This is a genomic window from Micromonospora sp. NPDC007230, from assembly GCF_042869115.1.
GTDB lineage: Bacteria > Actinomycetota > Actinomycetes > Mycobacteriales > Micromonosporaceae > Micromonospora.
In genome coordinates this window covers 141,045-164,796 of record NZ_JBIAFE010000017.1, presented here as the reverse complement: position 1 = coordinate 164,796, position 23,752 = coordinate 141,045, and the positions used below count along the sequence as shown (strand labels likewise).

Here is a 23,752-nt window from a genome sequence, read left to right as displayed (position 1 = left end):
TTTGGCACTGGCTTATCAAGCACCCTGTTGAGTTCTCAAAGAACAACCACACACCATCCAGCAACCCCGCATCATGCAGGACCCTGTCCGGGGCAACCTCTCTACTCTACCCGGGCCGCTCCGCGAAGTCAACCTCGTCTCCGAGGTGATCAGCTTGGTTCGGCCCGATCCACGCCGACGCACGCCGTACCCGGCGGTCGTTGATGTCGTGGGTTCCGGCGGACCGGCCGGCGTCGCTTTCGCGATCACCCGCCCGGCTCCCTGCCGGCCTTCGAACTCTACCCGGTCGGCTTCGCGATCGCAACCCCGTGTTTTCGGAGCGCCTCGCACCACCCGGATCCCCAGTCTCGCTCGGCGTCTCCGCCACGAGCCTGGTGCCCGTTGTCGGCCGGTTTATCCGGCCTCCCGCGTGCAGAGAGAAAGTTACGCGGACGGCCCCGAGAAGGCAAATCAACGCCTGTCACTGCGTTCCCGACGGGCGCCACAGCACCGGATGGCAGACCGGAGGCATCGAGGAGGACCACGGAGGGCACAACCGTGCCAGAGTGTCTGGCATGGATGACGTGTCCCGGTTCCCGGTGGCGACGCTCGCCGCAGACACCCTGCTCGGCCTGCTGCTGCCGTTCTGGCAGCTCGTCATCGCCGCCTTCGTGGTCTTCGTCGTCGCGGCGTCGGTGGGGAGGCTGGCCAGACGCGGCCGCTCCCGGATGACCACGGCATTGCTGATCACCGCCGCGGCGATCGCCGGCTTCACCGTGCTCGGTGTGCTGCTGGAGAGCTGACCGGGCTCACAGCCGGCGGTTGGCGAGGCTGGGCAGCTCGGCGCGGATCTTCCGCAGCCGGTCGAGGTCCAGATCAGTGACGGCAAGGCCGGGGCCGTCCGGGACCTGGCTGAGCATTGTCCCCCACGGGTCCACCACCATGCTGCGTCCGAAGCAGGTCCGCCCCGGATCGTGGTCACCGGTCTGGCCGGCGGCCGCGACGAAGCACTGGTTCTCGATCGCCCGCGCCCGCAGCAGGACCTCCCAGTGGTCCCGGCCGGTGTGCATCATGAACGCGGCGGGCACGACCAGGAGCGCGGCACCGCCGTCCGTGGCCAGTTGCCGGTAGAGCTCGGGGAAGCGCAGGTCGTAGCAGATCGAGAGGCCGACGCGGACGCCGTCGACGTCGACCACCACCGGCTGGTCGCCCGGAGCCACCGTCGCGGACTCCAGGTAGGAAACCCGGCCCGGAATCTCCACGTCGTACAGGTGGATCTTGCGGTAGCTGGCGGCGAGCGCACCGGTGCGGTCGAAGACCAGCGAGGTGTTCCAGGTGTGGTCCGGGTCCGGTCCGGCCTCGTGGAACGAGCCGGCGATCACCCACATGCCCAGCCGTCGCGCGACCCCCGCGAAGAACTCCCCCACCACGCCGTCGACCGGCTCGGCCGGCGGCATCCGCTCGGCCACGCCCAGATAGTCGACGTACTCGGGGAGAACGGCGAGGTCGGCCCCGGCCGCCGCGGCCCTGACCAGCAGAGCCTCGGCGGCGGCCAGGTTCGCCGCACGGTCGTCGCGGGTGTTGAGCTGGCAGACGGCGACGCGCATGGGGCTCAGCGTACGGGCGGCGCGCGGTCGGCGACAGGGCTCAGCCGAGCAGCGCCCCGGTGCCGACGGTCAGGCGGACTTCTCCTCGCGATCCCGACGAGCCCGGCGACCGGTGAACTCGCGGGGCACGATGGTCGGGTTGACGTTCTCCAGCACCACCTCGCGGGTGATCAGCACCCGGGCGGCGTCGGGGTTGCTCGGCACCTCGTACATCACGGAGAGCAGGACCTCTTCCATGATCGCCCGCAAGCCGCGGGCGCCGGTGCCGCGGAGCATGGCCTGGTCGGCGATCGCCTCCAGCGCCGGCTGCTCGAACTCCAGCTCCACGCCGTCCAGCTCGAAGAGGCGCTGGTACTGCCGGACCAGGGCGTTGCGCGGCTCGGTGAGGATCCGCACCAGGGCCGACCGGTCGAGGCTGCGCACGTTGGTGATCACCGGGAGCCGGCCGATGAACTCGGGGATCAGCCCGAACTTGAGCATGTCCTCCGGCATGACCTGGCTGAAGATGTCGTCGGTCGACCGCTCGGAGACCGATCGGAGCCGGGCGCCGAAGCCGGTGCCGCCGGAGCCGGTGCGGGCCTCAATGATCTGGTCGAGGCCGGCGAAGGCACCGCCGCAGATGAACAGCACGTTGGTGGTGTCGATCTGGATGAACTCCTGGTGCGGGTGTTTCCGCCCGCCCTGCGGCGGCACGTTGGCCACCGTGCCTTCGAGCATCTTCAGCAGCGCCTGCTGCACGCCCTCGCCGGAGACGTCCCGGGTGATCGACGGGTTCTCCGACTTACGGGCGATCTTGTCGACCTCGTCGATGTAGATGATCCCGGTCTCGGCGCGCTTGATGTCGTAGTCGGCCGCCTGGATCAGCTTGAGGAGGATGTTCTCCACGTCCTCGCCGACGTATCCCGCCTCGGTGAGGGCGGTGGCGTCGGCGATCGCGAACGGGACGTTGAGCATCCGGGCCAGGGTCTGCGCCAGGTGGGTCTTGCCGCAGCCGGTGGGACCGAGCAGCAGGATGTTGGACTTGGCCAGCTCCACGCCGTCGTTGCCGGAGCCGGGCGCGCCGGCCGCCTCGGCCTGAATCCGCTTGTAGTGGTTGTAGACCGCGACGGCGAGCGCCTTCTTGGCCTGCTCCTGACCGACGACGTAGTTGTCGAGGAACTGGCAGATCTCCATCGGCTTGGGAAGCTCTTCCCACTTCACCTCGCCGGACTCGGCCAGCTCCTCCTCGATGATCTCGTTGCAGAGATCGATGCACTCGTCGCAGATGTAGACGCCCGGGCCCGCGATGAGCTTCTTGACCTGCTTCTGCGACTTGCCGCAGAAGGAGCACTTCAGTAGGTCGCCGCCGTCACCGATCCGTGCCACCTACGTTCTCCCTGCACTCGTCGGCCGGAGCGCCGGCCCTGACCTGCGGGCCTGCCGCCCGTCCGTCTGTCGTCCCATCCGCCGGTCCGCACCAGCGAAGCGGTACAGACCCGACGTTACCCGCTGCCGGAGGTTTCTCCGACCCCCAAAACGGGTGTGTCAGAGGTCGGCCGGGACCGATGCCCCGGCCGACCTCCGATCCGGCAGAGCTCAGCTCGCGGCGTGCGCCGCCAGCAGACCCTTCTTGCGGCTGGTCAGGATCGTGTCGACCAGCCCGTACTCCTTGGCCTCCTCGGCCGTCATGATCTTGTCACGGTCGATGTCCTTGCGGACCTGGTCGACCGGGCGGTTGCAGTGCTGGGACAGCATCGTCTCCAGCTGCGTCCGCATCCGCAGGATCTCCCGGGCCTGGATCTCGATGTCCGAGCCCTGGCCGTAGCCGCCCTCGGTGGCCGGCTGGTGGATGATGATCCGGGAGTTGGGCAGCGCCATCCGCTTGCCCGGGGTGCCCGCGGACAGCAGCACGGCCGCCGCGCTGGCCGCCTGGCCGAGGCAGACGGTCTGGATGTCCGGGCGGACGTACTGCATGGTGTCGTAGATCGCCGTCATGGCGGTGAAGGAGCCGCCGGGCGAGTTGATGTACATGATGATGTCGCGGTCCGGGTCGGTGCCCTCAAGCGTCAGCAGCTGGGCCATCACGTCGTTGGCCGAGGCGTCGTCCACCTGCACGCCGAGGAAGATGATCCGGTCCTCGAAGAGCTTGTTGTACGGGTTGGACTCCTTCATCCCGTACGACGTGCGCTCGACGAACGACGGCAGAACGTAGCGGTTGTGCACGGCCGCGAACTGGGGCGGCAGGCTCAGGTCGGTCATCGTCAGCTCCTCGGTCAGCTCAGGGTCCCGGCGCCTTCCGGAACCTGGGCGGCTCCGGTGATCACCTTGTCGATGAAGCCGTAGTCCATGGCCTCCTGGGCCGTGAACCAGCGGTCGCGGTCCGAGTCCGCCTCGATCTCCGCCGCGTTCCGGCCGGTGTGGAACGCGACCCGCTCCTGGAACATCCGCTTGGTGTAGAGCATCTGCTCGGCCTGGATCGCGATGTCGGCGGCCGTACCGCCCATGCCACCCGACGGCTGGTGCATCATGATCCGCGCGTGCGGCAGGGCGTACCGCTTGCCCTTGGTGCCCGCGCAGAGCAGCAGCTGGCCCATCGAGGCCGCCATGCCCATCGCCACGGTCGACACGTCGTTGTCGATGAACTGCATGGTGTCGTAGATGGCCATGCCGGAGTAGACCGAGCCACCCGGCGAGTTGATCCAGAGGTTGATGTCGCGGTCCGGGTCCTCCGCGGCGAGCAGCAGCAGCTGCGCGCAGATGCGGTTGGCGACCTGGTCGGTCACCTCGCTGCCCAGGAAGATGATCCGCTCCTTGAGCAACCGGTTGTAGACCGAGTCGTCGAGGTTGCCAATTGAGTCACCACCGCGGGCCTCGAGCGCCCGGAGCGGCTTCGCTGGGATGTGCATGTCGGTCATGGCAGCCCTTCGCTCTCCGTACCGTCGTACCCGACACTAACCGCTCAGCCGGGGGCCGTACTCCCGGTCGGGGCACTGTTCGCTCTCAGCGCAGCTACCCCGGAGGGCGTACCCCGAAAAGGGTTTCGGCCGCCGTCCAGCGTGCAGCGAGGGACGGCGGCCGACACCCGGCGATCAGTGCTCGTGGTTGTGCTCGGCCTCGTTCTGGGCGCGGAGCGCGTCCAGGGTGACCTCGTTGCCGGCCGAGTCCTTGATCTTGATCTTCTCCATCACGGCGGCGAGCGCCTTGCCCCGGCGGACGTCGCCGAAAACGGCCGCCGCGGCGCCGGAGCGGACCAGCTGGTCGTAGTACTGCTGCGGGGCCATGCCGGCGCGCTGGGCGCGGTGGACGATCTCGTGGCCGAACTCGTCGTCGGAGACCTGCACGTCCTCGGCGTCGGCCAGGGTGTCCAGCAGGAGCTGGATCTTGACGCCCTCGGTCGCCGCCTCGCTGAGCTCGGTGTCGATCTGCTCCTCGGTCTTCTCCTCGGCGGCGAGGTATTCCTCCAGGGAGGCGCCGATGCGCTCGAGCTGGTCGACCATCGCGGCCTTGCGGCTCTCGACCTCCTCGCGGACGACACCCTCCGGGGCCGGCACCTCGGCGGCGGCCACCATCTGCTCGAGGGCCTTGTCCCGGGCGGCGTAGATCTGCTCGACCTGCTTGCCCCGGCTCACCCGCTCGCGGAGGTCGTTGCGCAGCTCCTCGATGGTGTCGAACTCGCTGGCCAGCTGGGCGAAGTCGTCGTTGAGCTCCGGCAGCTCCTTCTCCTTGACCGTGCGGACGGTCACCGCCACGTCGGCGTCACGGCCGGCGTAGTCGCCGCCCACCAGTTGCGTGGAGAAGGTGGTGCTCTCGCCGGCAGCCAGGCCGACCAGGGCCTCGTCCAGGCCCGGCAGGAGCTGCTTGCTGCCGACCTCGTGCGAGATGTTGCTCGCCGAGCCGCCCGGCACCTCCTCGCCGTCGACGGTGGCGTTCAGGTCGATCTGGACGTAGTCGCCCTCCTGGGCGGCCCGCTCGACGGTCTTCAGCGTGGCGAACCGCTCACGCAGGCCGTTGACCTGCTCGTCGATCTCGCTGTCGGCGACCTGGATCTCGTCCACGGTCACCTCGATGGACGCCGGGTCCGGCAGGGTGATCTCCGGGCGGACGTCGACCTCGGCGGTGAAGTTGAGCGAGTCACCGTCGGCGAACTCGGTGATCTCGACCTCCGGGCGACCCAGGGTCTTCAGGTCGTGCTCGCGGACCGCGGCGAGGATGTTCTGCGGGATCGCCTCCTGCACCGCCTCGTTGAGGACGGTGCCCCGGCCCACCCGCTGGTCGATCACCCGCGGGGGAACCTTGCCCCGACGGAAGCCGGGAACCTGGACCTGCTGCCCGATCTCCCGGTACGCCTTCTTGAGGCTCGGCTCGAGCTCGACGAACGGCACCTCGATGGCGAGCCGCACGCGCGTCGGGCTCAGAGTCTCGACGGTGCTCTTCACAGGCGTACTCCTTGACGGATCTCAGGTTGAGTCTGGGCGTGATTACGCGCATCGAGTGTAGGCGAGCCGGCCTGCGGCATCGGCAGCGCCCGGGGTGCCGCGCGGAAAAATCGGCGGTTCCCGGACGACCGGGCCGCGAACGGACAGTCGGGGTGGCGGGATTTGAACCCACGGCCCCTCGCTCCCAAAGCGAGTGCGCTACCAAGCTGCGCCACACCCCGTGGCGACGAGAAGTGTATGCCGTCCGCGCCCCCCGGACCCGCACCGGGGCCGCGCCAGGCCCCCGCGCCGGGTTTGCGGGGACGCAGCAGTTTCGGGGAGAGAGTGGTCTCTCGGGGCGGCGAGGGGCCACTTTCGGGGAGGTAGTGAGGATCTTGACGCCGAGCGAGCAGCGACGCGCGGTACGGGGCTGCGCGTCCGGTTCCGGGATTCGGTAGGCTGTCGGGCGCGCCCCGCCGCAGCGGGGTGCATGCGGGCGTAGCTCAATGGCAGAGCTTCAGTCTTCCAAACTGACGGTGCGGGTTCGATTCCCGTCGCCCGCTCCACGTAAGAAGGCCCAGGTGGACCGCATGATCGCGGCACCTGGGCCTGCCATATCTCCGCCAGCTTCCGGCAGCGCCAGCCGCACACGACGGGGCACTCCTGGTCGACGTGGCTGCCGTGCGGCAGCATGGCCCTCATGGCCATAAAGCGCACAATGCCCGATCTGGCAACCGAGGACATCGCGGCGGCCACCGCCTTCTACGTCGAGGTACTCGGCTTCGAGGTCGTCATGGACATGGGCTGGATCGTCACCCTGAGCGATCGCGCCAACCCGGGAGCTCAGCTGAGCCTCATGACCCACGACGCCACGGCACCGGTCATCCCCGACGTGTCTGTGGAGGTCGACGATGTCGATGCCGCGCATCAGGCCGCCCGCAACGCCGGCGCTGAGATCGTGCACCCGCTCACCGACGAACCATGGGGAGTCCGACGCTTCTTCATGCGTGACCCCAACGGCAGGGTCATCAACGTCCTCACCCACAAGCGCTGACGACCCGTGAGTGATGCCTGTTCGCCGACGTCCGGAGCGGCGCCTCGGCATGCTCCAGTCGTCGGGCCGACCCGTCACGTGGCGAGTCGACCCGGCGAGAGGTTGTCCACGCTCAATCCTGGGAGCCGGTCAGGTGCGGCCGCAGCGCGAGGATCAGGCCGAGCATCGTGTAGCCGATGAGCAGGTGGCCCGCGCCGACCCAGTCGGCGATGGGCGAACCGAAGATCCCGAAAGCCGGCACCGTCACCAGCGCCCAACTCTCCGCGACCGCCGGCCAGACACGGGCGGCGCCTCGCCAGCGAGCGGCGAAGGCGATCTTGATGCCGATGATCGCCATGCCGAGCATCGAGAGCGGCCAGAACACATCCAGGATCGCCACCGGGACACTGTTCCGCCAGGCCGGCACGGCACCATGCAGGATGCTCCACAACGTGGCCAGGGTCAGCAGCACGAACTCCACTCGAAGCAGGCCGCGGGCCGCGCGGGAGGTGCCCGTGGCCGAGGTACGCAGCTGGGTGTGCACCAACGCGAACAGGCCGAGCTGAAACGGGACGGCCGCCAGATCCGTGATCGTGATCCGGAGGCTGTCGTCGGGGTTGGCGCCGAGCACGGCGAGGCTGCTCGCCCAGATCAACGCCCCGGCGGTCACCAGGGCACCGGTCCACCGGACCGTCGCGGTCGCGGTGGTCGGCGTGGGGGTGCCCTGGACATCGGTGCGGGCCGGGGACGGCGTGTGGCTGACGGTCATCGCGGTTCCTCCGTGAGCGGTGTCGGTGTCGGTGCGGCTGGCACCGCAGGTGAGACCAATCTGTCCGGGGCGCGTCCCGGGCCGGCAGGGGCGAGCGACCTTGCTGGCGTCCCGCGAAACGTCCCGGTCGGGGCGGGACGCCGGTACCGGGTCGGCGGGACATCTGTGCTGCGACGATGGCCCGGTGACCAAGCCCCGCGACCCGCGCCGGCCGACCGCGGCGGGGATCGCCGTCCTCGTCGTGGCGACGACCGCGACCGCCGCCGCGTTCGCGCTGGACCTGGTGGTGCCCGCGGCCCACCGGGCGACGGTCGCCTTGGAACCGGGTGGGCCCGCCGGCATGTCGGGGCTGATCCTGGCCGTGCCGGGTGTGGTCCTGCTACGGCGGATGCCCCGACACCCGCTGGCCTGGGTGCTCTGCCTGACCGGCCTGCACTGGTGCGTCGACGGCGCCGCCGCCGCGTGGCTGGCGTACGCCACCCTGCACGACCCCGCCCTGCCTGGCGCCTCGGCGGCGTTCTGGGTTTACCAGCGGTTCGGTGCGACGCTGCTGCTCTCGCTGCCGCTGGCGCTGCTGCTGTATCCCGACGGGCGGCTGCCGGCCGGAAGGTGGCGGCTCGCGGCCCTGGCCGGCCTGGCCACCACCGCACTGCTGCCGGTCCTGCTGCTCGTCGTGCCGTCCGAGGTGGCACAGGCCCAGTCGGGAGCACCCCTGCCGGGGCCGTTCCACGGGCTGAACCTCGACCCCACGACACTGCCGTTGCCCGAGGGCGTCTGGGGGCCGTTGCTGCAAGTCGCGTACGCCGGGGTTCCACTCAGCATGCTGGTGCCGTTCGCCATCGTGGTCGTCCGCTACCGCCAGTCGACGGGCGAGACCCGGACGCGGATGCGCTGGCTGGTGTGGGCGGGCGCAGTCGACGCCCTCGTCCTGCTGTCGTGCCTGGTGCTGCCCATGGCGTGGTCCTCGGTCGGCTTGACCGTGGGCGTGGCTCTCACCGGCGTCGCTCTCGCCGTCGGCATCGCCCGCCCGCATCTGTTGGACGTCGACCGACTGCTGAGCGGAACGCTCCGCTACGGCACGCTGGCAGTGGCCGTCATCGCGGTCGACGCGGTGGTGCTCGGGGTCGCCAGCAGCCTGCTCAATCGACAGCTGGCCGAACGCGACGCCGCCGTGCTCGCCCTGCTCATCGTCGTGGTGGTGTACGGGCCGCTGCGCCACCGGCTGTGGCTGCTCATGCGCCGGGTGGTCCTCGGCCGCCGCGACGACCGGTACGGCCTGGTGGCCGGCCTCGCCGAGCAGTTGGAGCGCTCCGACACACCGGAGGAACAGCTCCTCGCGGTGGCCCACACCGTCGCCCGGGCCTTCCGTTCCCCGTACGTGGCGGTGGAGGTCGACCACAGCGGCGGGGCGCGGGTCGTCGCCGAGCACGGTGTCCGGCCACCCGCGACGCAGGTCCTCCCGGTCACCTATCGAGGAGAGCCGATCGGCTGTCTGGTGTTGCCCAAGGGGGGAGCCCTGGCGGTGCTGTCCGCCCGGGACGAGGCACTGCTCGGCGACGTGGTCCGCCAGGCCGCGGCGGCGGCCCGGACCAGCTACCTCGCCGAGGAGCTGCAGCGCAGCCGGGAACAGATCGTCACCGCCCGCGAGGAGGAGCGGCGCCGGTTGCGGCGCGACCTGCACGACGGTCTGGGGCCGACGCTCGGCGCGGTCGGGCTGCGCATCGACGCAGCCCGCAACGTGGCCAGCCGGTCAGCAGCGGAGGCCGACCGGTTGCTGCGGCAGGCGCGCGCCGACGTGACCGCGGCGGTCGCCGACGTACGCCGCCTGGTGCACGACCTGCGGCCACCGGCCTTGGACGACGTGGGGTTGCTCGGCGCCGTACAACAACAGGCCGACCGGCTCCGCGCCGCAGGCGTGACGGTACGGGTCGACGGTGGCCCCGGACTTGATCGGCTGCCGGCCGCGGTGGAGGTGGCGGCGTACCGGATCGTGTCCGAGGCACTGACGAACGTGGCGAAGCATGCCCGGGCCCGTACCTGCCAGGTGCGGCTCGAACCGACGGATCGGAACATCGTGATCGAGGTGGCCGACGACGGTAGCGGGATCGGCCCCGGTACGCCGACCGGGGTCGGCCTCGTGTCGCTTCGGGAACGCGCCGCCGAGCTGGGCGGGACCTGCCACATAGAATGCCCGGACAACCGGGGGACGGTCGTGCGGGCCCGCCTGCCACTGGACGGCACGACGGAGGTGACGCGTGGCTGACAAGCCCATCCGAGTGCTGGTCGCCGACGACCACCCGATCTTCCGCGACGGGCTGGCCGTCCTGCTGTCCTCGTTGCCCGACATCCACGTGGTCGGTACGGCGGCCGACGGAGTCGAGGCGGTGGAGCTGGCCGTTCGGCTCCGGCCGGAGATCGTGGTGATGGACATCCAGATGCCGAACCTCAACGGAGTCGAGGCCACCCGTCGCCTGGCGACGGCGGCGCCGTCGGTCGGCGTCCTGGTCCTGACCATGTCCGAGGAGGACAGCACGGTCTTCGCCGCGGTCCAGGCCGGTGCCCGGGGCTACCTCGTGAAGGGCGCCGAGCAGGAGGAGATCGTCCGGGCGATCACCACGGTGGCGGCCGGCGGCGCGGTGTTCGGCGCCTCGCTGGCCCGCCGGATCGCCGAGTTCTTCACTGCCGGCGCGACCCCCGCGCAGGTGCCGTTTCCGCAGCTCACGGCGCGTGAGCGGGAGATCCTGGAGCTGCTGGCCGCCGGGCGTTCCAACGCGCAGATCGCCGCCGCGCTCTACCTGTCCCCCAAGACGGTACGCAACAACGTCTCGAACGTGTTCGCAAAGCTGCAGGTGGCCGACCGCCCCGAGGCGATCGTCCGGGCCCGCGAGGCCGGCCTCGGCAGTTGAACGGCCCGGTACGGCGTACCGGCTGCCCACCGTGATCGGCCGGGACCCGGTTCGACCGTCCCGACCGGCGGATGAGCCGGGCGGCGAGGGCTGCGTACGATGCGGGGCCGGACATCCCCGCGTCGGGTGGAGGTAGCCACGGATGTCAGGCCAGCAGGACGGGTTCGCCCTCGGCGTCGACCTCGGCACCTCGAACACCGTGGCGGTGCTTCGCTGGCCGGACGGGCGGAGCCGCCCGTTGCTCGTGGACGGACACCCGATCCTCCCCTCCGGCGTCTACGTCGACTCCGGCGGACGGTTGCACGTGGGACGGGACGCGCAACGGCTGGCCCAGGCCGACCCGGCCGGGTACGAGCCGAACCCCAAGCGCCGGGTCGACGAGGAGACGGTCGAGCTGGGCGGCCGGGCGTACCGGCCGGCGGAGCTGCTGGCGGCGACGTTGCGGACGGTGGCGGACGCCGCCGTGGCCGCGGTGGGTTTCCTCCCGCCCGCGGTGGTCACCCACCCGGCGGCCTGGGCGGCGCCCCGCCGGCAGGTGCTGCACGACGCGCTCGCGCTGGCCGGCTGGCCACCGGCCGCCGAGCACACCCTGGCCGGTCCGATCACGCCCGGCACCCGCCTGCTGCGCGAGCCGGTGGCCGCCGCCCGTTACTACGCCCAGGTGCTGCGCCGGCCGGTGCCCGTCGGGGGATCCGTCGCGGTGTTCGACTTCGGCGGCGGCACCCTCGACGTGGCGGTGCTGCGCAACGAGGGCGCCGACCCCTGGGGCGACTCGGGATTCGCCCTGGTCGCCAGCGGCGGCGTCGCCGACCTCGGCGGCCTGGACCTGGACGCCGCCCTGGTCGGCCGGCTCGGCGAGTTGGTCGGCCCGGTGCACCCGGCCGCGTGGGCGCGCCTGACCAGCGCGACGACCACCGCGGAGTGGCGGGACCGGCATCAGCTCTGGGACCACGTGCGTGGCGCGAAGGAGATGCTCTCCCGGGCCATGGTCGCGCCGGTGGCCGTACCCGGGGTGGAGGCGGCGGCCCAACTGACCCGGGAGGACCTGGAACTGCTCGCCACTCCCCTGCTGGCCCGGGCGGTGGCCGAGACCCGGGACGTGATCGCCGCCGCGGGGCTCGTTCCCGGGCAGCTCGCCGGCCTCTTCCTGGTCGGCGGGTCGTCCCGGGTGCCGCTGGTGGCCCGGATGCTGCACGCCGACCTGGGGGTCGCCCCGGCCGTCCTGGAACAGCCCGAGCTGCCGGTCGCCGAGGGCGCGCTGACCGACCTTCCGCTGCCCCGCCGCGCCGCAGCCGGGGCGCCACCGGCGGTGCCCGCCGGCCCGCACGGTGCGCCGCCCCAGAACGCCCCGGCGCCGGCCAGGGCCGCACCCGCCGCCCCGCACGGCGCCCGACCCGAGAGCGCGGCAACGGCCCCCACCGTGCCCGCACCCGCCGGGCCGCCCGACACGCTGCCCCAGAGCACGCCGCCGGCCGCCGGACCGTACGGCACGCTGCCGGAGGGCGCGACGCCCGGGGGCGCGCTCCCGGCGACCACGGTGCCGGTCCCCGCCCCGCACGGCACCCTGGTCGACGACCCGCCGACGCTGCCCGGGTACGCGGGCGCCCCGGCTCCGTCCGGATACGCCGGTGCCGGGCAGCCCCCGGCCGTCCCCGGTCAGGGCGGTTTCGCACCGGCCGGCCCGGGGCTGCCGGGGGCACCCGGCGGGGAGCCGCTGGTCTCGCCCGCGCCGCAGGTCGGCGCGGCCCGGCCGGGACGGGGCCGGCGGGCTCTCTGGATCGCGGTCGGCGCCGGCCTCGTGGTGATCGGTGTGGTGGCCGCGGCGGTGCTGTGGGCGCTCCGGGACCCCTACCCGGCGCTCGAGTTCCGTACCGCGAAGTTGATCGCCCGGCCCGAGGCGGGCAGCGAGCGACCGGCCGGGATGTTCACCTCGGTGCTGGCCGACCGGGCCTACCTGGCGTATCCGGGCGCGGACAACCGGCTGGAGGTGGTGGCGGTCGACACGGCCACCGGCGACGAGCGGTGGCGCAAGCCGACCCCGGTGACGGCGGACCGTTGGCAGGCCGTGCAGGCGCTGCCCGGCGCGGTCGCCGTGCTCGCCGACGCCTCCGGTGCCAGCGCCCCCCGCGACCTGGTGGTGCTCGACGCCGGCTCGGGCAACCAGCGCTGGCGGTTGTCCATCCGGGGCGACGACGCCCTGTACTTCACCAACAAGACGGCGGTCTGGCTGGACCGGACCGGTGACCGGCTGGTGGGGCTGCGGCTCGACAACGGCCAGGAGAAGTGGAAGCACGACAACCCACGCGACGAGTACGGCGACGCCCGCACCGCGGTGGTGCCGGTCGGCACGGGCGAAGCGCTCGGCGGGCCCGCGTACCTCGACGGATCGCCGCGGGCGCCGTGGCTCGGGGACGCGACCCGGCTCGTCCAGGTGGGGGCGGACCGGTCGGTGCGGGTGGTCGACATGGACAGCGGGGAGATGCGCAGCCGGGGCAACGTCGCCGACGTCGACGACCTGGTGGCGGCACGCGACGACCGGCTGTACGTCATCGAGGACACCCGTGGCTACCGGCTGCTCGCCTACGACCTGGGCAGCCTCGGCGAGCCGGTGGTGCTCTACACCGCCCCGGACGAGCGGCGCCAGGCGAAGGCGCTGGTCACCTGCGGCGAGCACCGGGCCTGCCTGCTGGAGGTGCCGGACTCCGGCGCGGAAGGGACGGAAGTGGTGACGGTCACCGAGGGGAGGAGCACCCGCCACTGGTCGGCCCCGGAGGCCGACGGACTGGTACCGCTCGGCGAGCACCTGCTCGTCCGGCGCGACTCCCCGCAGGACGCGGTTACCCTCTTCGACCCGGAGGGCACGGCGGTGCTGCGGGACCGGGACGGGGTGGCCGGGCGGATCGACGCCGGGAACGTGCTGCTCTTCGCGAAGACGCCGAGCAGCGTGGCGGACGACCGCAGCGTGGCCGGGATGTCGGTGAGCGCCGCCGACCCGGTCGAGATGGGGCTGCTCAAGGGGGTACGCAGCGAGTCCTGCTCGTGGAACGCCGAGGTGCTCGCCTGCGGTGCCGAGGAGGACTTCGTGCTGTACCGGTTCGCGGACTGACCCGCCCGGGTGGACGGCTCAGCCCACCGGGCGACGGATGAACCGGGCAAAGCGGGGTAAGGCGACCACGTCCTGGTGGAGTGACGACCGGCGTCGCGGCATCCCGCGACCGGGCCTGCGGGCGGGCGGCGGAACGCCGACCCGCCCGCGGTCACGGCGGATCAGTTGCCGCTGACCCAGTTCCAGGCGGCCACCACCCACTCGGTCTGCTGCAGGTAGGCGACCCCGACACCGGCCAGGAAGATCGCCGTCACCAGGTGGGCTCCGCGTGCGCTGCGGCGTACCCGGCCCAGCTGCCGCTCCCAGGCCACCCGGCCGAGCAGGCGGGCGAGCGCGAAGAGGCCGACGGCCGTGAGCAGGCTGAGCACGAAGGTGAGCAGCGGGGCACCGAGATCGCCCCGGCCGGAGATCGCCCAGATCCCCCAGCAGACGAAGGCGAACAGGGCGCCGGCCGCGCTCCACTCGCCGCCCCGGCGCAGCTGGGCCAGATGCCAGCTCAGGGGGCGGCGCGGGGCGGAGTCACCGGACCAGCCCGCCGTCGGGTCGACGGTGGAGAACTGCTCGGTCCGCGGCTTGCTCGGCTGCCCCACCGCGGCCACCCCGCGCCGGAACGCGTCCCGCTGCGGTGGCACCACCCCGACACCGGGCTGCGGCGGCACCTCCACGGTGCGCTCGGCCCACGGCTGTGTCTGGTCCGCCATCTCGTGTCCTCCCCCTCGACCGACGCCGGCCACGGTTCCGAGGGTAGCGAGCCGGCAAATCGGTCGCCGACCCCGAAGGTGATGGGTTAGACAGTTCCGATGATCGACGCTGTAGTGCCCCGGGCCGAAGACTTCGACGAGATCGCCGGGCTGCTGGCCCTCGCCTTCCACGGCGGCGTGGACCCCGAGCTGCGGGAAATCGAGCGGCCCATCTTCGAGCCGGAGCGCGCCCTGCTGGTCCGCGACGGCGGCGCTGCCGTGGCGCACGCCGGCGCGTTCAGCCGCGAGCTGACCGTGCCGGGCGCGACCGTGCCGGCGGCGCACGTGACGATGGTCTCGGTCGCCCCGACCCACCGCCGCCGGGGCCTGCTCACCGGGCTGATGCGCCGGCAACTCCGCGAGATCCGCGAGGCCGGCCGCGAGCCGGTCGCGGTGCTCTGGGCCAGCGAGGGTCGCATCTATCCCCGCTTCGGCTACGGCCTGGCCGCGCAGCGGTACACGCTGAGCTGCGACACCAGCGAGCTGCGGCTGCCGGAACCGGCGTCCGTCGAGGGCACGCTCCGCCTGGACCGGCCGGCCGCGCACCAGGCCGAGCTGGCCCGGCTGTACGAGCGGATCCGCGCCGACCGCCCCGGCTGGTCGCGGCGGGACGAGCGCTGGTGGGCGTACGTGCTCGCCGACGTGGCGGGCCTGCGGGGCGGCGCCACCGAGCGTCGGGTGCTGCTGCACGAGGGGCGCGACGGCCTGGACGGGTACGCGCTTTACCGGACGAAGGAGGAGTGGCACCGGACCGGCCCGCGCGCCGAGGTCCGGGTCGACGAGGTGGTGGCCGGGAACCCGGCGGCGTACCAGGCGCTGTGGCGGCTACTGCTGTCGATCGACCTGACCCGGCGCCTGTCGTTCGACCGGGCCGCCGTGGACGAGCCGCTGCTGTGGCTGGTGAACGAGCCTCGGCAGCTCGGCGCCCACGTCTCCGACGCCCTGTGGCTACGCGTCGTGGACGTCCCGGCCGCGCTGGCCGCCCGCCGGTACGCCGTCGACGTGGACGTGGTGTTCGAGGTGACCGACGACCTGCTGCCGGAGAACACCGGCCGCTGGCGCCTGGTCGGCGGTCCGACCGGGGCGCAGTGCGCGGCGAGCGACGCACCCGCCCGGCTCGGCTGCGACGTCCGCGTCCTCGGCGAGCTGTACCTGGGCGGGTCCGGGCTCGGGGCGCTCGCCGCCGCCGGCCGGGTCCGCGAACTGGTGCCGGGCACCGTGGCCGAGGTGGCCCCGGCCTTCGGCTGGCACCGTGCCCCGGCCCCGATGGAGGTCTTCTGAGTCGCCGCCGCTGAGCCCGCCACCCACGTCGATCATGAGGTTGGCCGGGCGATTCGCCCGGTTTCGCCACCGCCAACTCCATGATCGCCGGCTCTGGGTGGGCGGGCGTGGGCGGGCGCGATCAGCGGTGGGACGGTACGGTCGGGTGATGGGTGATGCGGAGCGGCGACGCCGCCGGTTGCGGCACCACGGCGAGGCCGGGGCGCCGGACGGCGAAGGCGCCGCCGGGCGGGCCGGCAGGCATGAGCCCGCCAGCGCCTTCGCAGACGGGCCGACCGCCACCACGGCCGCCGTGCACGACGACGATGGCGCCGGGTCGCGGCGTGCCGCAAGACCCGCCGAGCTGGACTCGTCGGACGACGGCTCCAGGTCGCGGCGTGCCGCAAGACCCGCCGAGCTGGACTCGTCGGACGACGGCTCCAGGTCGCGGCGTGCCGCCAGACCCGCCGAGCTGGACTCGTCGGACGACGGCTCCAGGTCGCGGCGTGGCGCAAGACACGCCGAGCTGGAGTCGTCGGAGCCCCGGGGACGCCGCGGCGGCCCCGCCGAGGAGGGTGAGCGGGGGTTGCGCGGCCTGGTCGGCTCGGGCTCCTCGCAGGTGAGCGTGACCGCCGCGCTGCGGGCCCGGGACGCCGCCCGGCCGACCGACGCGGACCTGGCCGAGGCCGAGGCCCGCGTCGTGATCGTCCGGCGCAACTGGGTGCCCCGCGAGGAACTCCCCCGCGCGAACCGCTAGCCGTCAGGCGGGCAGGTCGGGCAGTTCGCGGGTCTGCTCGTACGCGGCCACCTGGGTGATCCGGCGGGCGTGCCGCGGGTTGCCCGAGAACGGCGTGGTCAGGAACGCCTCGACCAGGGCGGTCGCCTCGTCCAGAGTGTGCTGGCGGGCCCCGACGGCGATGATGTTGGCGTCGTTGTGCTCCCGCGCCAGCTGGGCGGTGTCGATGCTCCAGGCGAGGGCGGCCCGGACGCCGGCGATCTTGTTGGCGGCGATCTGCTCGCCGTTGCCGGAGCCACCGATGACCACCCCGAGGCTGTCCGGGTCGTTGACCACCCGGTCGCCGGTGTGCAGGCAGAACGCGGGGTAGTCGTCGTCCGGGTCGTAGCCGTGCGGGCCCACGTCGACGACCTCGTACCCCTGCTTGGCCAGGTGGTTGGCCAGGTGCCCCTTCAGCTCGAAGCCGGCGTGATCGGATCCCAGGTAGACGCGCATACCGCGCAGTCTGTCAGGCCGGCCTCCGTGCCGCCGCGCGGGCGGCGGCACGGAGGCGAATTCGTCACAGGATCAGCGCGGCAGCTCGGCCACGACCAGGCCGGCGCGCGCCTTCGGGGTGAACCAGGTGCTCTTGCGCGGCATCTTCTCCCGGGCCAGGTTCACCGCGACGAAGTCGTCCACGGTCACCGGGGCGATCAGGACGGCCAGCTCGGCCCGGCCGGCGTCCACCTCGCCGGTGAGCCAGCTCGCCGGGTAGTCGCCGCCCACGTAGGTGATCCGCTTGTCGCCCGGGTCGAGGCCGAGCGCGTCGCGCAGCAGCAGCCGCTCGACCAGCGCGTGGTCCAGGTTCTCCAGCCGGCCGCCCCCGACCTGCGGCAGACTGACCGCGTACCCCTGGCCGGCGAGGTAGAGGCGGACGGTGCCGCCGACCGCCGGGACCTCGACCGGGCCGTCGATCGGGCTGACCTCGGCGCCGGCGGCGCGCAGCCGGTCGAGCAGTTCCTCCGGGGTGCTGGTCAGCTCGCTGACGAGCCGGTTGTAGGGCTGGATGGCGACCGAGGCGGGCGTGGTGATCACCGAGAGGAAGCGGGTCAGGCCACCGGTCTGCGCGGCCAGGCTGCGGTGGTTGCCGTCCGCGACCACCAGTTCCCCGCCGCCGGCGAGGGCGGTCAGCTCGTCCTGCTCGGGACCGGGGCCGACCAGCCAGATGGCGTGCGTCCGCCCGGCCTGGTCGACGTCGGTCGCCGCGGGCGCGCCCGCCGCCTCGGTCGCCGCCGCGAGCGCGGCGTGCAGCTCGTCACCCCGTCCGGTCTGCAGCAGGAGTACGGGCGAGAGCAGGTGGCCCAGCGCCTCGGCCAGGGCCACCCGCTCCCGCACCTTGGCGATGAAGACGTCCTCGTTGCGGATCACCAGACCGGGCTCGTCGGCCCGGGTGGAGATCTGGTCGGTGTCGACCGTGGCGAACAGCCCGTACGCGGGCTCCTCGCCGGGTGCGCTGATCCGGTAGAGCACCACGACCTGCTCGGCCGGGGTGTAGCTGCCGTCCGCCTTGGCCTCGGCGAGGCGGGCCACCGCGTCGGGGAGCGCGTCGAGGAAGGGCTTCCCGATGCTGCCCGGTGCCCGGTGGGGCATCTCGATGCCGAGAGCACTGTGCGGATTCGCCTCGACGATGGCGGTGATCTCCGCGTCGTCGGCGAACTCGTCGTAGTTCTGCGCGCCGGTGCCGCCAGTGGTGATCCAGGCCCGGGCGATCGGATGCACGACCGTCATGCCCGCTGACGCTACCCGCGCCACCCACCGCGCCGTGCCGGACCCTCGCCGCTTCCATCAGTTGAAAGGAGTGGCGCAGGCGCCCCGTCTTGACGGCCGTCAGGCGGTGCGGTCGGCACCGGCGCTGCGGTGCCGGCCGGGGGTCGGCCGACGGCCCGGTGCCGGGGTGGCCGGCCGGGACGCGGCGGAGGAGGCGAGGCGTACCGTCGTCGCGCCCGGCGCGGGCCGGCCGGCCGCGGCGCCGGACCGGACCGGGCCGGCGGTCCCGGGCGGCAGGGCGGCGTCGGCGGGCGGGGTCATCCGGGAGGTGGCCACCACCCGGGCGACGCCGACCACGATCGGCGGGGCCAGCAGGTCCACCATCTCGGGCGGCAGGGTCGGCCGGACGGCCGGCCAGTCGCCTTCGGCCACGGACCAGTACGTCGCACCGGAGTCCTCGGTCGCCGGCACCGGCGCGTTGTCGGACAGGTGGCGGTGCTTAGCCATGGAACGCCTCCAGGAGCTGCCGGGGTGCGGCCCCGCGGGCCGCCGGCTGGGACACCTGATGAAACGAACCCCGCGCCGCCGGGGTGACGCCGGCGCCGCGGGGTCGCGCGCTGTCCGGAAGAGCCCCCGCTCCGCCGAAGCGTCGACCGGCGGCCCGTCCACACCTCAGTCGAAGATCGGGCCGAGCTCCCGGGTCCGCTTGAGCTCGTAGAAGCCGGGGGTGCCGGCGACCAGCAGCACGCCGTCCCAGAGCCGGCCGGCCGCCTCGCCCTTCGGGGCCGGGGTGATCACCGGGCCGAAGAAGGCGACCTGACCGCCGTCCGGGCCGGGGGCGTGGATCACCGGGGTGCCGACCTCGGTGCCGACCGGCCGCATGCCCGCCTCGTGGCTGGCCCGCAGCGCCTCGTCGTACGCGGTCGTCTCGGCGGCGTCGGCGAGCGCCGGGTCCAGCCCGACGTCGGTCAGCGCGCCGACCAGCATCTCCCGGCCGAGCGGCTCCTTGCCGAGGTGGATCCGGGTGCCCATGGCCGTGTAGAGCTTCGCCAGTGTCTCCCCGCCGTGGGCCTGCTCGACGGCGATGCAGACCCGCACCGGGCCCCAGCCCTGCTTCATCAGGTCCTGGTACTGCTCGGGCAGGTCCCGGCCCTCGTTGAGCACGGAGAGGCTCATCACGTGGAACTGGATGTCCACCTCCCGGACCTGCTCGACCTCCAGCAGCCAGCGGGAGGTGATCCAGGCCCACGGGCACAGCGGGTCGAACCACATGTCCACGGCGGCACGTTCGGTCACGGTGATATCCCTTCACGACTTCGCACGCCGGAACTCCGGCGCCGTCCCCCCGATCCTCACCCCGGGCGGCATCGACCGGTGCCGGAATGAGAGCGTGACCTCGGCCACCGAAGGGTGTCATTGCATGGAAGACTCGGTGCGGACCGGCCGTCACGAGCGGGCCGGCGAGGCCGGTGCCGCGGGCCGCGGCGACAACAGTGGGATGGAGACGAACAGTGCCGGGAGTGCGTAACCTGACCCAGGTCGAGGCCACCGAGCGGGCCCGCCTGCTCGACGTGACCGGGTACGACATCAGCCTTGACCTGTCCACCGCCGTGCAGGCCGCCACCGGCCGCACGTTCCGCTCGGTGACGGAGGTCCGGTTCCGCTGCGCCGAGCCGGGGGCGAGCACGTTCATCGAGGTGGCCGCCGACTCGGTCCGGTCCGCCACGCTCAACGGCGCGCCGGTGGACACCTCCGGCTGGTCGGCGGAGAAGGGCCTGACCCTGGCCGGCCTGGCGGCGGAGAACGTCCTCGTGGTGGACGCGGACTTCGCGTACTCGAACAGCGGGCAGGGCCTGCACCGCACGGTCGACCCGGTCGACGGCGAGACCTACCTCTACAGCCAGTTCGAGACGGCGGACGCGCAGAAGGTTTACGCCTGCTTCGACCAGCCCGACCTGAAGAGCGTCTACACCTGGCACGCCACCGTGCCGGACCACTGGCGGGTGGTGTCCAACATGCCGGTGGAGCGGGAGGAGCCGGCCGGGGAGGCGCTCAAGACCGTCCACTTCGTCGAGTCGGCGCGGATGAGCACCTACATCACCGCGCTCTGCGCCGGGCCGTATCACGAGGTGCGGGACAGCCACGACGGCATCGACCTGGGCGTCTTCTGCCGGGCCTCGATGGCGCAGTACCTGGACTCGGACGACCTGTTCCTGATCACCAAGCAGGGCTTCGACTTCTTCCACGAGAAGTTCGGCGTGCGGTACCCGCTGGCCAAGTACGACCAGCTCTGGGTGCCGGACTTCAACGCCGGCGCGATGGAGAACTTCGGCTGCGTCACGCACGCCGAGTCGCACTACATCTTCCGCTCGCAGGTCACCGACTTCGAGTACGAGCAGCGCGCCAACACGATCCTGCACGAGCTGGCCCACATGTGGTTCGGCGACCTGGTCACCATGCGCTGGTGGAACGACCTGTGGTTGAACGAGTCGTTCGCCGAGTGGGCCAGCCACTGGTGCAACACCCACGCCACCCGGTTCCAGGACGCCTGGACGACCTTCCTGTCGATCCGCAAGAACTGGGGTTACCGGCAGGACCAGCTCTCCTCCACCCACCCGGTCTACTGCGAGATGCCGGACCTGGAGGCGGTCGAGGTCAACTTCGACGGCATCACGTACGCCAAGGGCGCCAGCGTGCTCAAGCAGCTCGTCGCGTACGTCGGTGAGGAGCCGTTCCTGGCCGGCCTGCGGGCATACTTCGGCAAGCACGCCTGGGGCAACGCCACCTTCGACGACCTGCTCGCCGAGCTGGAGGCGGCCTCCGGCCGGGAGCTGCGCAAGTTCGCCGCCCAGTGGCTGGAGACCGCGCAGGTCAACACGCTGCGCCCGGAGCTCACCATCGGCGCCGACGGCAGCTACGAGCGAGTGCTGGTCCGCCAGGAGGCGCCGGCCGGGCACCCGACGCTGCGTACCCACCGGATCGGCGTGGGCCTCTACGACCTGGCCGACGGGCGGCTGGTCCGCCGGGAGCGGATCGAGGTGGACGTGACCGGCGAGACGACGGAGCTGTCCGCGCTGCACGGCACGCCCGCCGCCGACGTGCTGCTGCTCAACGACGACGACCTCACCTACACCAAGCTGCGGCTGGACGAGCGGTCCATGGCGAACGTGGTGCAGCACATCGCCGGCTTCGAGTCGTCGCTGGCGCGGGCGCTGTGCTGGACGGCCGCCTGGGACATGGTCCGGGACGCCGAGCTGTCCGCCCGGGACTACGTCGCGCTCGTGCTGGCCGGCCTGCCCGCCGAGAGCGACATCAACCTGGTCACCGCCACACTGCGGCAGGCCACCACCGCGCTCACCTTCTACGCCGACCCGACGTGGGCGCCGACCGGCTGGGCCGAGGTGGCCCGTACCGCCCGCGCGGCGCTGGCCGCGGCCGAGCCGGGCAGCGGGTTCCAGCTCGCCTGGGCCCGGGCGTACACCTCCGCGGCCCGGTCCGCCGAGGACCTGGCGGCGCTGCGCGGCTGGCTGGACGGCGTCGAGGTGCCGGCCGGGCTGTCGGTGGACACCGAGCTGCGCTGGGGGGTACTCCAGTCGCTGGTGGCCAACAGTGCGGCCGGGGCCGCCGAGGTGGAGGCCGAGCTGGCCCGGGACCGCACCGCCAGCGGCGAGCGGGAGGCCGCGTACGCGCACGCCCTGGTGCCGACCGCGGAGAACAAGGCGGCGGTGTGGGCCGCGCTCACCGGCCCGGAGGCGCTGCCGAACTGGCGCAACCGGGCGCTGCTGCAGGGCTTCACGCACCCGGCGCAGGTCGACCTGGTGGCGCCGTACCGGGAGAAGTACTTCGCCACGGTGGACCAGGTCTGGGGCAGCCGGGACAGCGAGCCGGCGCAGGAGTTCACCCAGCTCGCCTACCCGGCGTACCTGGTGGAGGACGACACGGTGGCGGCGACCGACGCGTGGCTGGCCAGCGACGGGCATCCGGCTCCGCTGCGCCGGCTGGTCGCCGAGGGCCGCGACGGCGTGGTCCGCGCCCTGAAGGCCCGGGCCAAGGACGCCCGGAGCGCCTGACCTGAGGAGTGCGCGGCCCGGGGCCGGCGCGGGTGCGAGCCCGCGTCGCCCCCTGGCCGTTATCGTGTGGGCAGGAGGTGGACGTGATGGCACAGCCGACCTACGAGTGGCGCCCACCGGAACGTAGCTGGCGCGAGCAGGACCTGCTCGACCTGCCGGAAGACGGGCACCGCTACGAGATCATCGACGGGAGCCTGCACGTGACCCCTCCGGCCGGACCGGACCATCACGAACTGGCGGACGACATCCGGATGGCGTTGCGGCAGGCGGCGCCGGACGGCTGGCGGGTGATCCGAGAGATCGGCGTACGGGTGCCGGGTGGCAACCTGATCCCGGACATCACGGTTCTCAGGCCTGGTGCGCGGCGGGATCGGATGTGGGCGGATCCGGCGGACATCGCCCTGGTCGTCGAGGTGGAGTCGCCCAACAGCCGCCGGCATGACCGCTTCACCAAGCCCGCCCTCTACGCCGAGGCGGCCATTCCCGCCTACTGGCGCGTCGAGCGGGCCGACTTCGGTCCGATGGTGTACCGCTATGAGCTGGTCAAGGGCGTCCACTACGACCTGCTCGGCACAGTGGGACCGGATGACCCGGTCGCGGTCGGCGAGCCGTGGCCGATGCGGCTCGACCCGTCCGTCTGGCCCCGTTGACAGAACGACGAAGCCCACACCGCGAGTTCGCGGGGCGGGCTTCGTCGTACAGAAAGCGGCTCAGCCCTTGCCGGCGTGGCTGGCGAGCTGGTCGAGGCCCTGGATGATGCCGCCGGCCAGGTCGCCGCCGCCGAAGGACGCCACCATGGAGAGCGCGGCGAGCTTGGCATACGTGTCCGGGATGCGCTTGCGGGCGTACCGGCCGGTGACGATCTCCAGCTGCCGCTGGTTGGGCGACACGGCGATCAGCACCGACTTGTCCGGCTCGGCGAGCTGCCGGTGCAGCCGCTCGGCGTGCTCCCGGATCGGCTCGTCCAGGCCGCCCACGTAGACCGAGAAGACCAGCCCGGTGCCCTGGTCGGCCAGGCGGAGCGCCTCGTCGATGCGGAGCAGCTGACGGGTCGAGAAGGGCCCGTCCAGCACCTGGGGCGGGTTGCCCGTCCCGGTCGCGGCCGACATCTCACCAACGGTCACTTGCGCCTCCGGTACCCGCGGCCGGCGCCTCGCGGCCGGCCAGTTCCTGCTTGCGGCTGCTCAGCGCCGGCGCCTGCGCCCCGGCGGCCAGTGCCGTGCCGGCCGAGTCGGCCAGCTGCTCCGGACGGCCCAGGAACCAGACCGGAGTGAAGTCGAAGGGCCGGCCCGGCCGGTAGCGCTTGGCGCCGCCACCGCCGCCACGGCCACCGACGAACGCCAGTCCGGCGATCACCAGCACCGCGGCCGCCGGGATGCCAGCGAAGACCAGCAACGTCTCGGTAA

Annotated in this window: 21 protein-coding genes, 2 tRNA genes and 1 pseudogene; 10 read left to right on the top strand and 14 right to left on the bottom strand. The window is 72.6% G+C overall.

What is annotated here, in order from left to right; genetic code table 11:
* Positions 1-554: 554 nt before the first annotated feature.
* Entirely contained in the window at positions 555-782 is a 228-nt protein-coding gene (locus ACFYML_RS23610; protein WP_387422695.1) for a hypothetical protein, read from the top strand.
* Between the two features lie 6 nt (positions 783-788).
* Here the strand turns inward: ACFYML_RS23610 and ACFYML_RS23605 are convergent, their stop codons facing one another.
* From ACFYML_RS23605 to ACFYML_RS23580, 6 genes are all read right to left on the bottom strand, one after another.
* Entirely contained in the window at positions 789-1,586 is a 798-nt protein-coding gene (locus ACFYML_RS23605; protein ID WP_387422694.1) for a carbon-nitrogen hydrolase family protein, read from the bottom strand.
* A 69-nt stretch (positions 1,587-1,655) separates the two neighbouring features.
* On the bottom strand, positions 1,656-2,951 hold the full coding sequence (gene clpX, locus ACFYML_RS23600; protein ID WP_387422693.1) for an ATP-dependent Clp protease ATP-binding subunit ClpX: 1,296 nt from the start codon (positions 2,949-2,951) through the stop codon (positions 1,656-1,658).
* 210 nt (positions 2,952-3,161) lie between these two features.
* A complete protein-coding gene (locus tag ACFYML_RS23595; protein WP_073836589.1) occupies positions 3,162-3,824 on the bottom strand; it encodes an ATP-dependent Clp protease proteolytic subunit in 663 nt (220 codons plus the stop codon).
* Between the two features lie 14 nt (positions 3,825-3,838).
* Positions 3,839-4,480 carry an ATP-dependent Clp protease proteolytic subunit gene (locus tag ACFYML_RS23590; protein ID WP_073836590.1) on the bottom strand — a complete coding sequence of 214 codons (642 nt, stop codon included), beginning with the start codon at positions 4,478-4,480 and terminating at the stop codon, positions 3,839-3,841.
* Positions 4,481-4,654: 174 nt separating this feature from the next.
* A complete protein-coding gene (gene tig / locus ACFYML_RS23585) occupies positions 4,655-6,001 on the bottom strand; it encodes a trigger factor (protein WP_387422691.1) in 1,347 nt (448 codons plus the stop codon).
* A 147-nt stretch (positions 6,002-6,148) separates the two neighbouring features.
* Positions 6,149-6,222 (bottom strand) — tRNA-Pro (locus ACFYML_RS23580).
* 250 nt (positions 6,223-6,472) lie between these two features.
* Between ACFYML_RS23580 and ACFYML_RS23575 the strand changes: the two genes are divergently transcribed.
* Together ACFYML_RS23575 and ACFYML_RS23570 are read left to right on the top strand one after the other, a co-directional pair.
* Positions 6,473-6,546 (top strand) — tRNA-Gly (locus tag ACFYML_RS23575).
* Positions 6,547-6,680: 134 nt separating this feature from the next.
* Positions 6,681-7,034, top strand: a complete 354-nt coding sequence (locus tag ACFYML_RS23570) for a VOC family protein (protein ID WP_387422690.1) — start codon at positions 6,681-6,683, stop codon at positions 7,032-7,034.
* 112 nt (positions 7,035-7,146) lie between these two features.
* Here the strand turns inward: ACFYML_RS23570 and ACFYML_RS23565 are convergent, their stop codons facing one another.
* Entirely contained in the window at positions 7,147-7,782 is a 636-nt protein-coding gene (locus ACFYML_RS23565; protein WP_387422689.1) for a hypothetical protein, read from the bottom strand.
* Between the two features lie 184 nt (positions 7,783-7,966).
* Between ACFYML_RS23565 and ACFYML_RS23560 the strand changes: the two genes are divergently transcribed.
* The 3 genes from ACFYML_RS23560 to ACFYML_RS23550 all read left to right on the top strand — a co-directional run bounded on the left by ACFYML_RS23560 (position 7,967) and on the right by ACFYML_RS23550 (position 13,794).
* A complete protein-coding gene (locus tag ACFYML_RS23560) occupies positions 7,967-10,045 on the top strand; it encodes an ATP-binding protein (RefSeq protein ID WP_387422688.1) in 2,079 nt (692 codons plus the stop codon).
* A complete protein-coding gene (locus tag ACFYML_RS23555) occupies positions 10,038-10,688 on the top strand; it encodes a response regulator (RefSeq protein WP_387422687.1) in 651 nt (216 codons plus the stop codon). The genes ACFYML_RS23560 and ACFYML_RS23555 overlap by 8 nt, the downstream gene beginning before the upstream one ends.
* 142 nt (positions 10,689-10,830) lie before the next feature.
* On the top strand, positions 10,831-13,794 hold the full coding sequence (locus ACFYML_RS23550; protein ID WP_387422686.1) for an Hsp70 family protein: 2,964 nt from the start codon (positions 10,831-10,833) through the stop codon (positions 13,792-13,794).
* Positions 13,795-13,955: 161 nt separating this feature from the next.
* Here the strand turns inward: ACFYML_RS23550 and ACFYML_RS23545 are convergent, their stop codons facing one another.
* Positions 13,956-14,495 (bottom strand): hypothetical protein, encoded by a 540-nt coding sequence (locus tag ACFYML_RS23545; RefSeq protein ID WP_387422684.1) that lies wholly within the window; start codon positions 14,493-14,495, stop codon positions 13,956-13,958.
* 99 nt (positions 14,496-14,594) lie between these two features.
* On the opposite strand from ACFYML_RS23545, the gene ACFYML_RS23540 reads away from it, so the two are divergent.
* On the top strand, positions 14,595-15,815 hold the full coding sequence (locus ACFYML_RS23540) for a GNAT family N-acetyltransferase (RefSeq protein ID WP_387422683.1): 1,221 nt from the start codon (positions 14,595-14,597) through the stop codon (positions 15,813-15,815).
* 523 nt (positions 15,816-16,338) lie between these two features.
* Positions 16,339-16,551, top strand: a pseudogene (locus ACFYML_RS23535) (hypothetical protein); the annotation flags it as partial.
* Between the two features lie 3 nt (positions 16,552-16,554).
* On the opposite strand, the gene ACFYML_RS23530 reads toward ACFYML_RS23535, so the two are convergent.
* From ACFYML_RS23530 to ACFYML_RS23515, 4 genes are all read right to left on the bottom strand, one after another.
* A complete protein-coding gene (locus ACFYML_RS23530) occupies positions 16,555-17,025 on the bottom strand; it encodes a ribose-5-phosphate isomerase (protein ID WP_387422682.1) in 471 nt (156 codons plus the stop codon).
* 72 nt (positions 17,026-17,097) lie between these two features.
* On the bottom strand, positions 17,098-18,297 hold the full coding sequence (locus ACFYML_RS23525; protein WP_387422681.1) for a DUF1015 family protein: 1,200 nt from the start codon (positions 18,295-18,297) through the stop codon (positions 17,098-17,100).
* A 99-nt stretch (positions 18,298-18,396) separates the two neighbouring features.
* Entirely contained in the window at positions 18,397-18,783 is a 387-nt protein-coding gene (locus tag ACFYML_RS23520) for a hypothetical protein (protein ID WP_387422680.1), read from the bottom strand.
* 165 nt (positions 18,784-18,948) lie between these two features.
* On the bottom strand, positions 18,949-19,548 hold the full coding sequence (locus ACFYML_RS23515; protein ID WP_387280242.1) for a disulfide bond formation protein DsbA: 600 nt from the start codon (positions 19,546-19,548) through the stop codon (positions 18,949-18,951).
* A 248-nt stretch (positions 19,549-19,796) separates the two neighbouring features.
* On the opposite strand from ACFYML_RS23515, the gene pepN reads away from it, so the two are divergent.
* Complete coding sequence (gene pepN / locus ACFYML_RS23510; RefSeq protein WP_387422679.1) at positions 19,797-22,346, top strand: aminopeptidase N; 2,550 nt, start codon at positions 19,797-19,799, stop codon at positions 22,344-22,346.
* Positions 22,347-22,432: 86 nt separating this feature from the next.
* On the top strand, positions 22,433-22,996 hold the full coding sequence (locus ACFYML_RS23505) for a Uma2 family endonuclease (protein ID WP_387422678.1): 564 nt from the start codon (positions 22,433-22,435) through the stop codon (positions 22,994-22,996).
* A 60-nt stretch (positions 22,997-23,056) separates the two neighbouring features.
* Here the strand turns inward: ACFYML_RS23505 and ACFYML_RS23500 are convergent, their stop codons facing one another.
* Together ACFYML_RS23500 and ACFYML_RS23495 are read right to left on the bottom strand one after the other, a co-directional pair.
* Positions 23,057-23,470: a DUF5130 family protein gene (locus tag ACFYML_RS23500; protein ID WP_387422677.1), complete on the bottom strand. Its 414-nt coding sequence runs from the start codon at positions 23,468-23,470 to the stop codon at positions 23,057-23,059.
* On the bottom strand, positions 23,457-23,741 hold the full coding sequence (locus ACFYML_RS23495; protein WP_073836601.1) for a hypothetical protein: 285 nt from the start codon (positions 23,739-23,741) through the stop codon (positions 23,457-23,459). Before ACFYML_RS23495 ends, ACFYML_RS23500 begins: the two co-directional genes overlap by 14 nt.
* Positions 23,742-23,752: the final 11 nt, after the last annotated feature.

What these genes read in the sequence shown, in the direction of transcription:
- ACFYML_RS23610 (WP_387422695.1), top strand. Translation starts at nt 555, where the DNA reads ATGGATGACGTGTCCCGGTTCCCGGTGGCGACGCTCGCCGCAGACACC.
- ACFYML_RS23605 (WP_387422694.1), bottom strand. Translation starts at nt 1,586, where the DNA reads ATGCGCGTCGCCGTCTGCCAGCTCAACACCCGCGACGACCGTGCGGCG.
- ACFYML_RS23595 (WP_073836589.1), bottom strand. Translation starts at nt 3,824, where the DNA reads ATGACCGACCTGAGCCTGCCGCCCCAGTTCGCGGCCGTGCACAACCGC.
- ACFYML_RS23590 (WP_073836590.1), bottom strand. Translation starts at nt 4,480, where the DNA reads ATGACCGACATGCACATCCCAGCGAAGCCGCTCCGGGCGCTCGAGGCC.
- ACFYML_RS23570 (WP_387422690.1), top strand. Translation starts at nt 6,681, where the DNA reads ATGGCCATAAAGCGCACAATGCCCGATCTGGCAACCGAGGACATCGCG.
- ACFYML_RS23565 (WP_387422689.1), bottom strand. Translation starts at nt 7,782, where the DNA reads ATGACCGTCAGCCACACGCCGTCCCCGGCCCGCACCGATGTCCAGGGC.
- ACFYML_RS23550 (WP_387422686.1), top strand. Translation starts at nt 10,831, where the DNA reads ATGTCAGGCCAGCAGGACGGGTTCGCCCTCGGCGTCGACCTCGGCACC.
- ACFYML_RS23545 (WP_387422684.1), bottom strand. Translation starts at nt 14,495, where the DNA reads ATGGCGGACCAGACACAGCCGTGGGCCGAGCGCACCGTGGAGGTGCCG.
- ACFYML_RS23540 (WP_387422683.1), top strand. Translation starts at nt 14,595, where the DNA reads ATGATCGACGCTGTAGTGCCCCGGGCCGAAGACTTCGACGAGATCGCC.
- ACFYML_RS23530 (WP_387422682.1), bottom strand. Translation starts at nt 17,025, where the DNA reads ATGCGCGTCTACCTGGGATCCGATCACGCCGGCTTCGAGCTGAAGGGG.
- ACFYML_RS23525 (WP_387422681.1), bottom strand. Translation starts at nt 18,297, where the DNA reads ATGACGGTCGTGCATCCGATCGCCCGGGCCTGGATCACCACTGGCGGC.
- ACFYML_RS23520 (WP_387422680.1), bottom strand. Translation starts at nt 18,783, where the DNA reads ATGGCTAAGCACCGCCACCTGTCCGACAACGCGCCGGTGCCGGCGACC.
- ACFYML_RS23515 (WP_387280242.1), bottom strand. Translation starts at nt 19,548, where the DNA reads ATGTGGTTCGACCCGCTGTGCCCGTGGGCCTGGATCACCTCCCGCTGG.
- ACFYML_RS23505 (WP_387422678.1), top strand. Translation starts at nt 22,433, where the DNA reads ATGGCACAGCCGACCTACGAGTGGCGCCCACCGGAACGTAGCTGGCGC.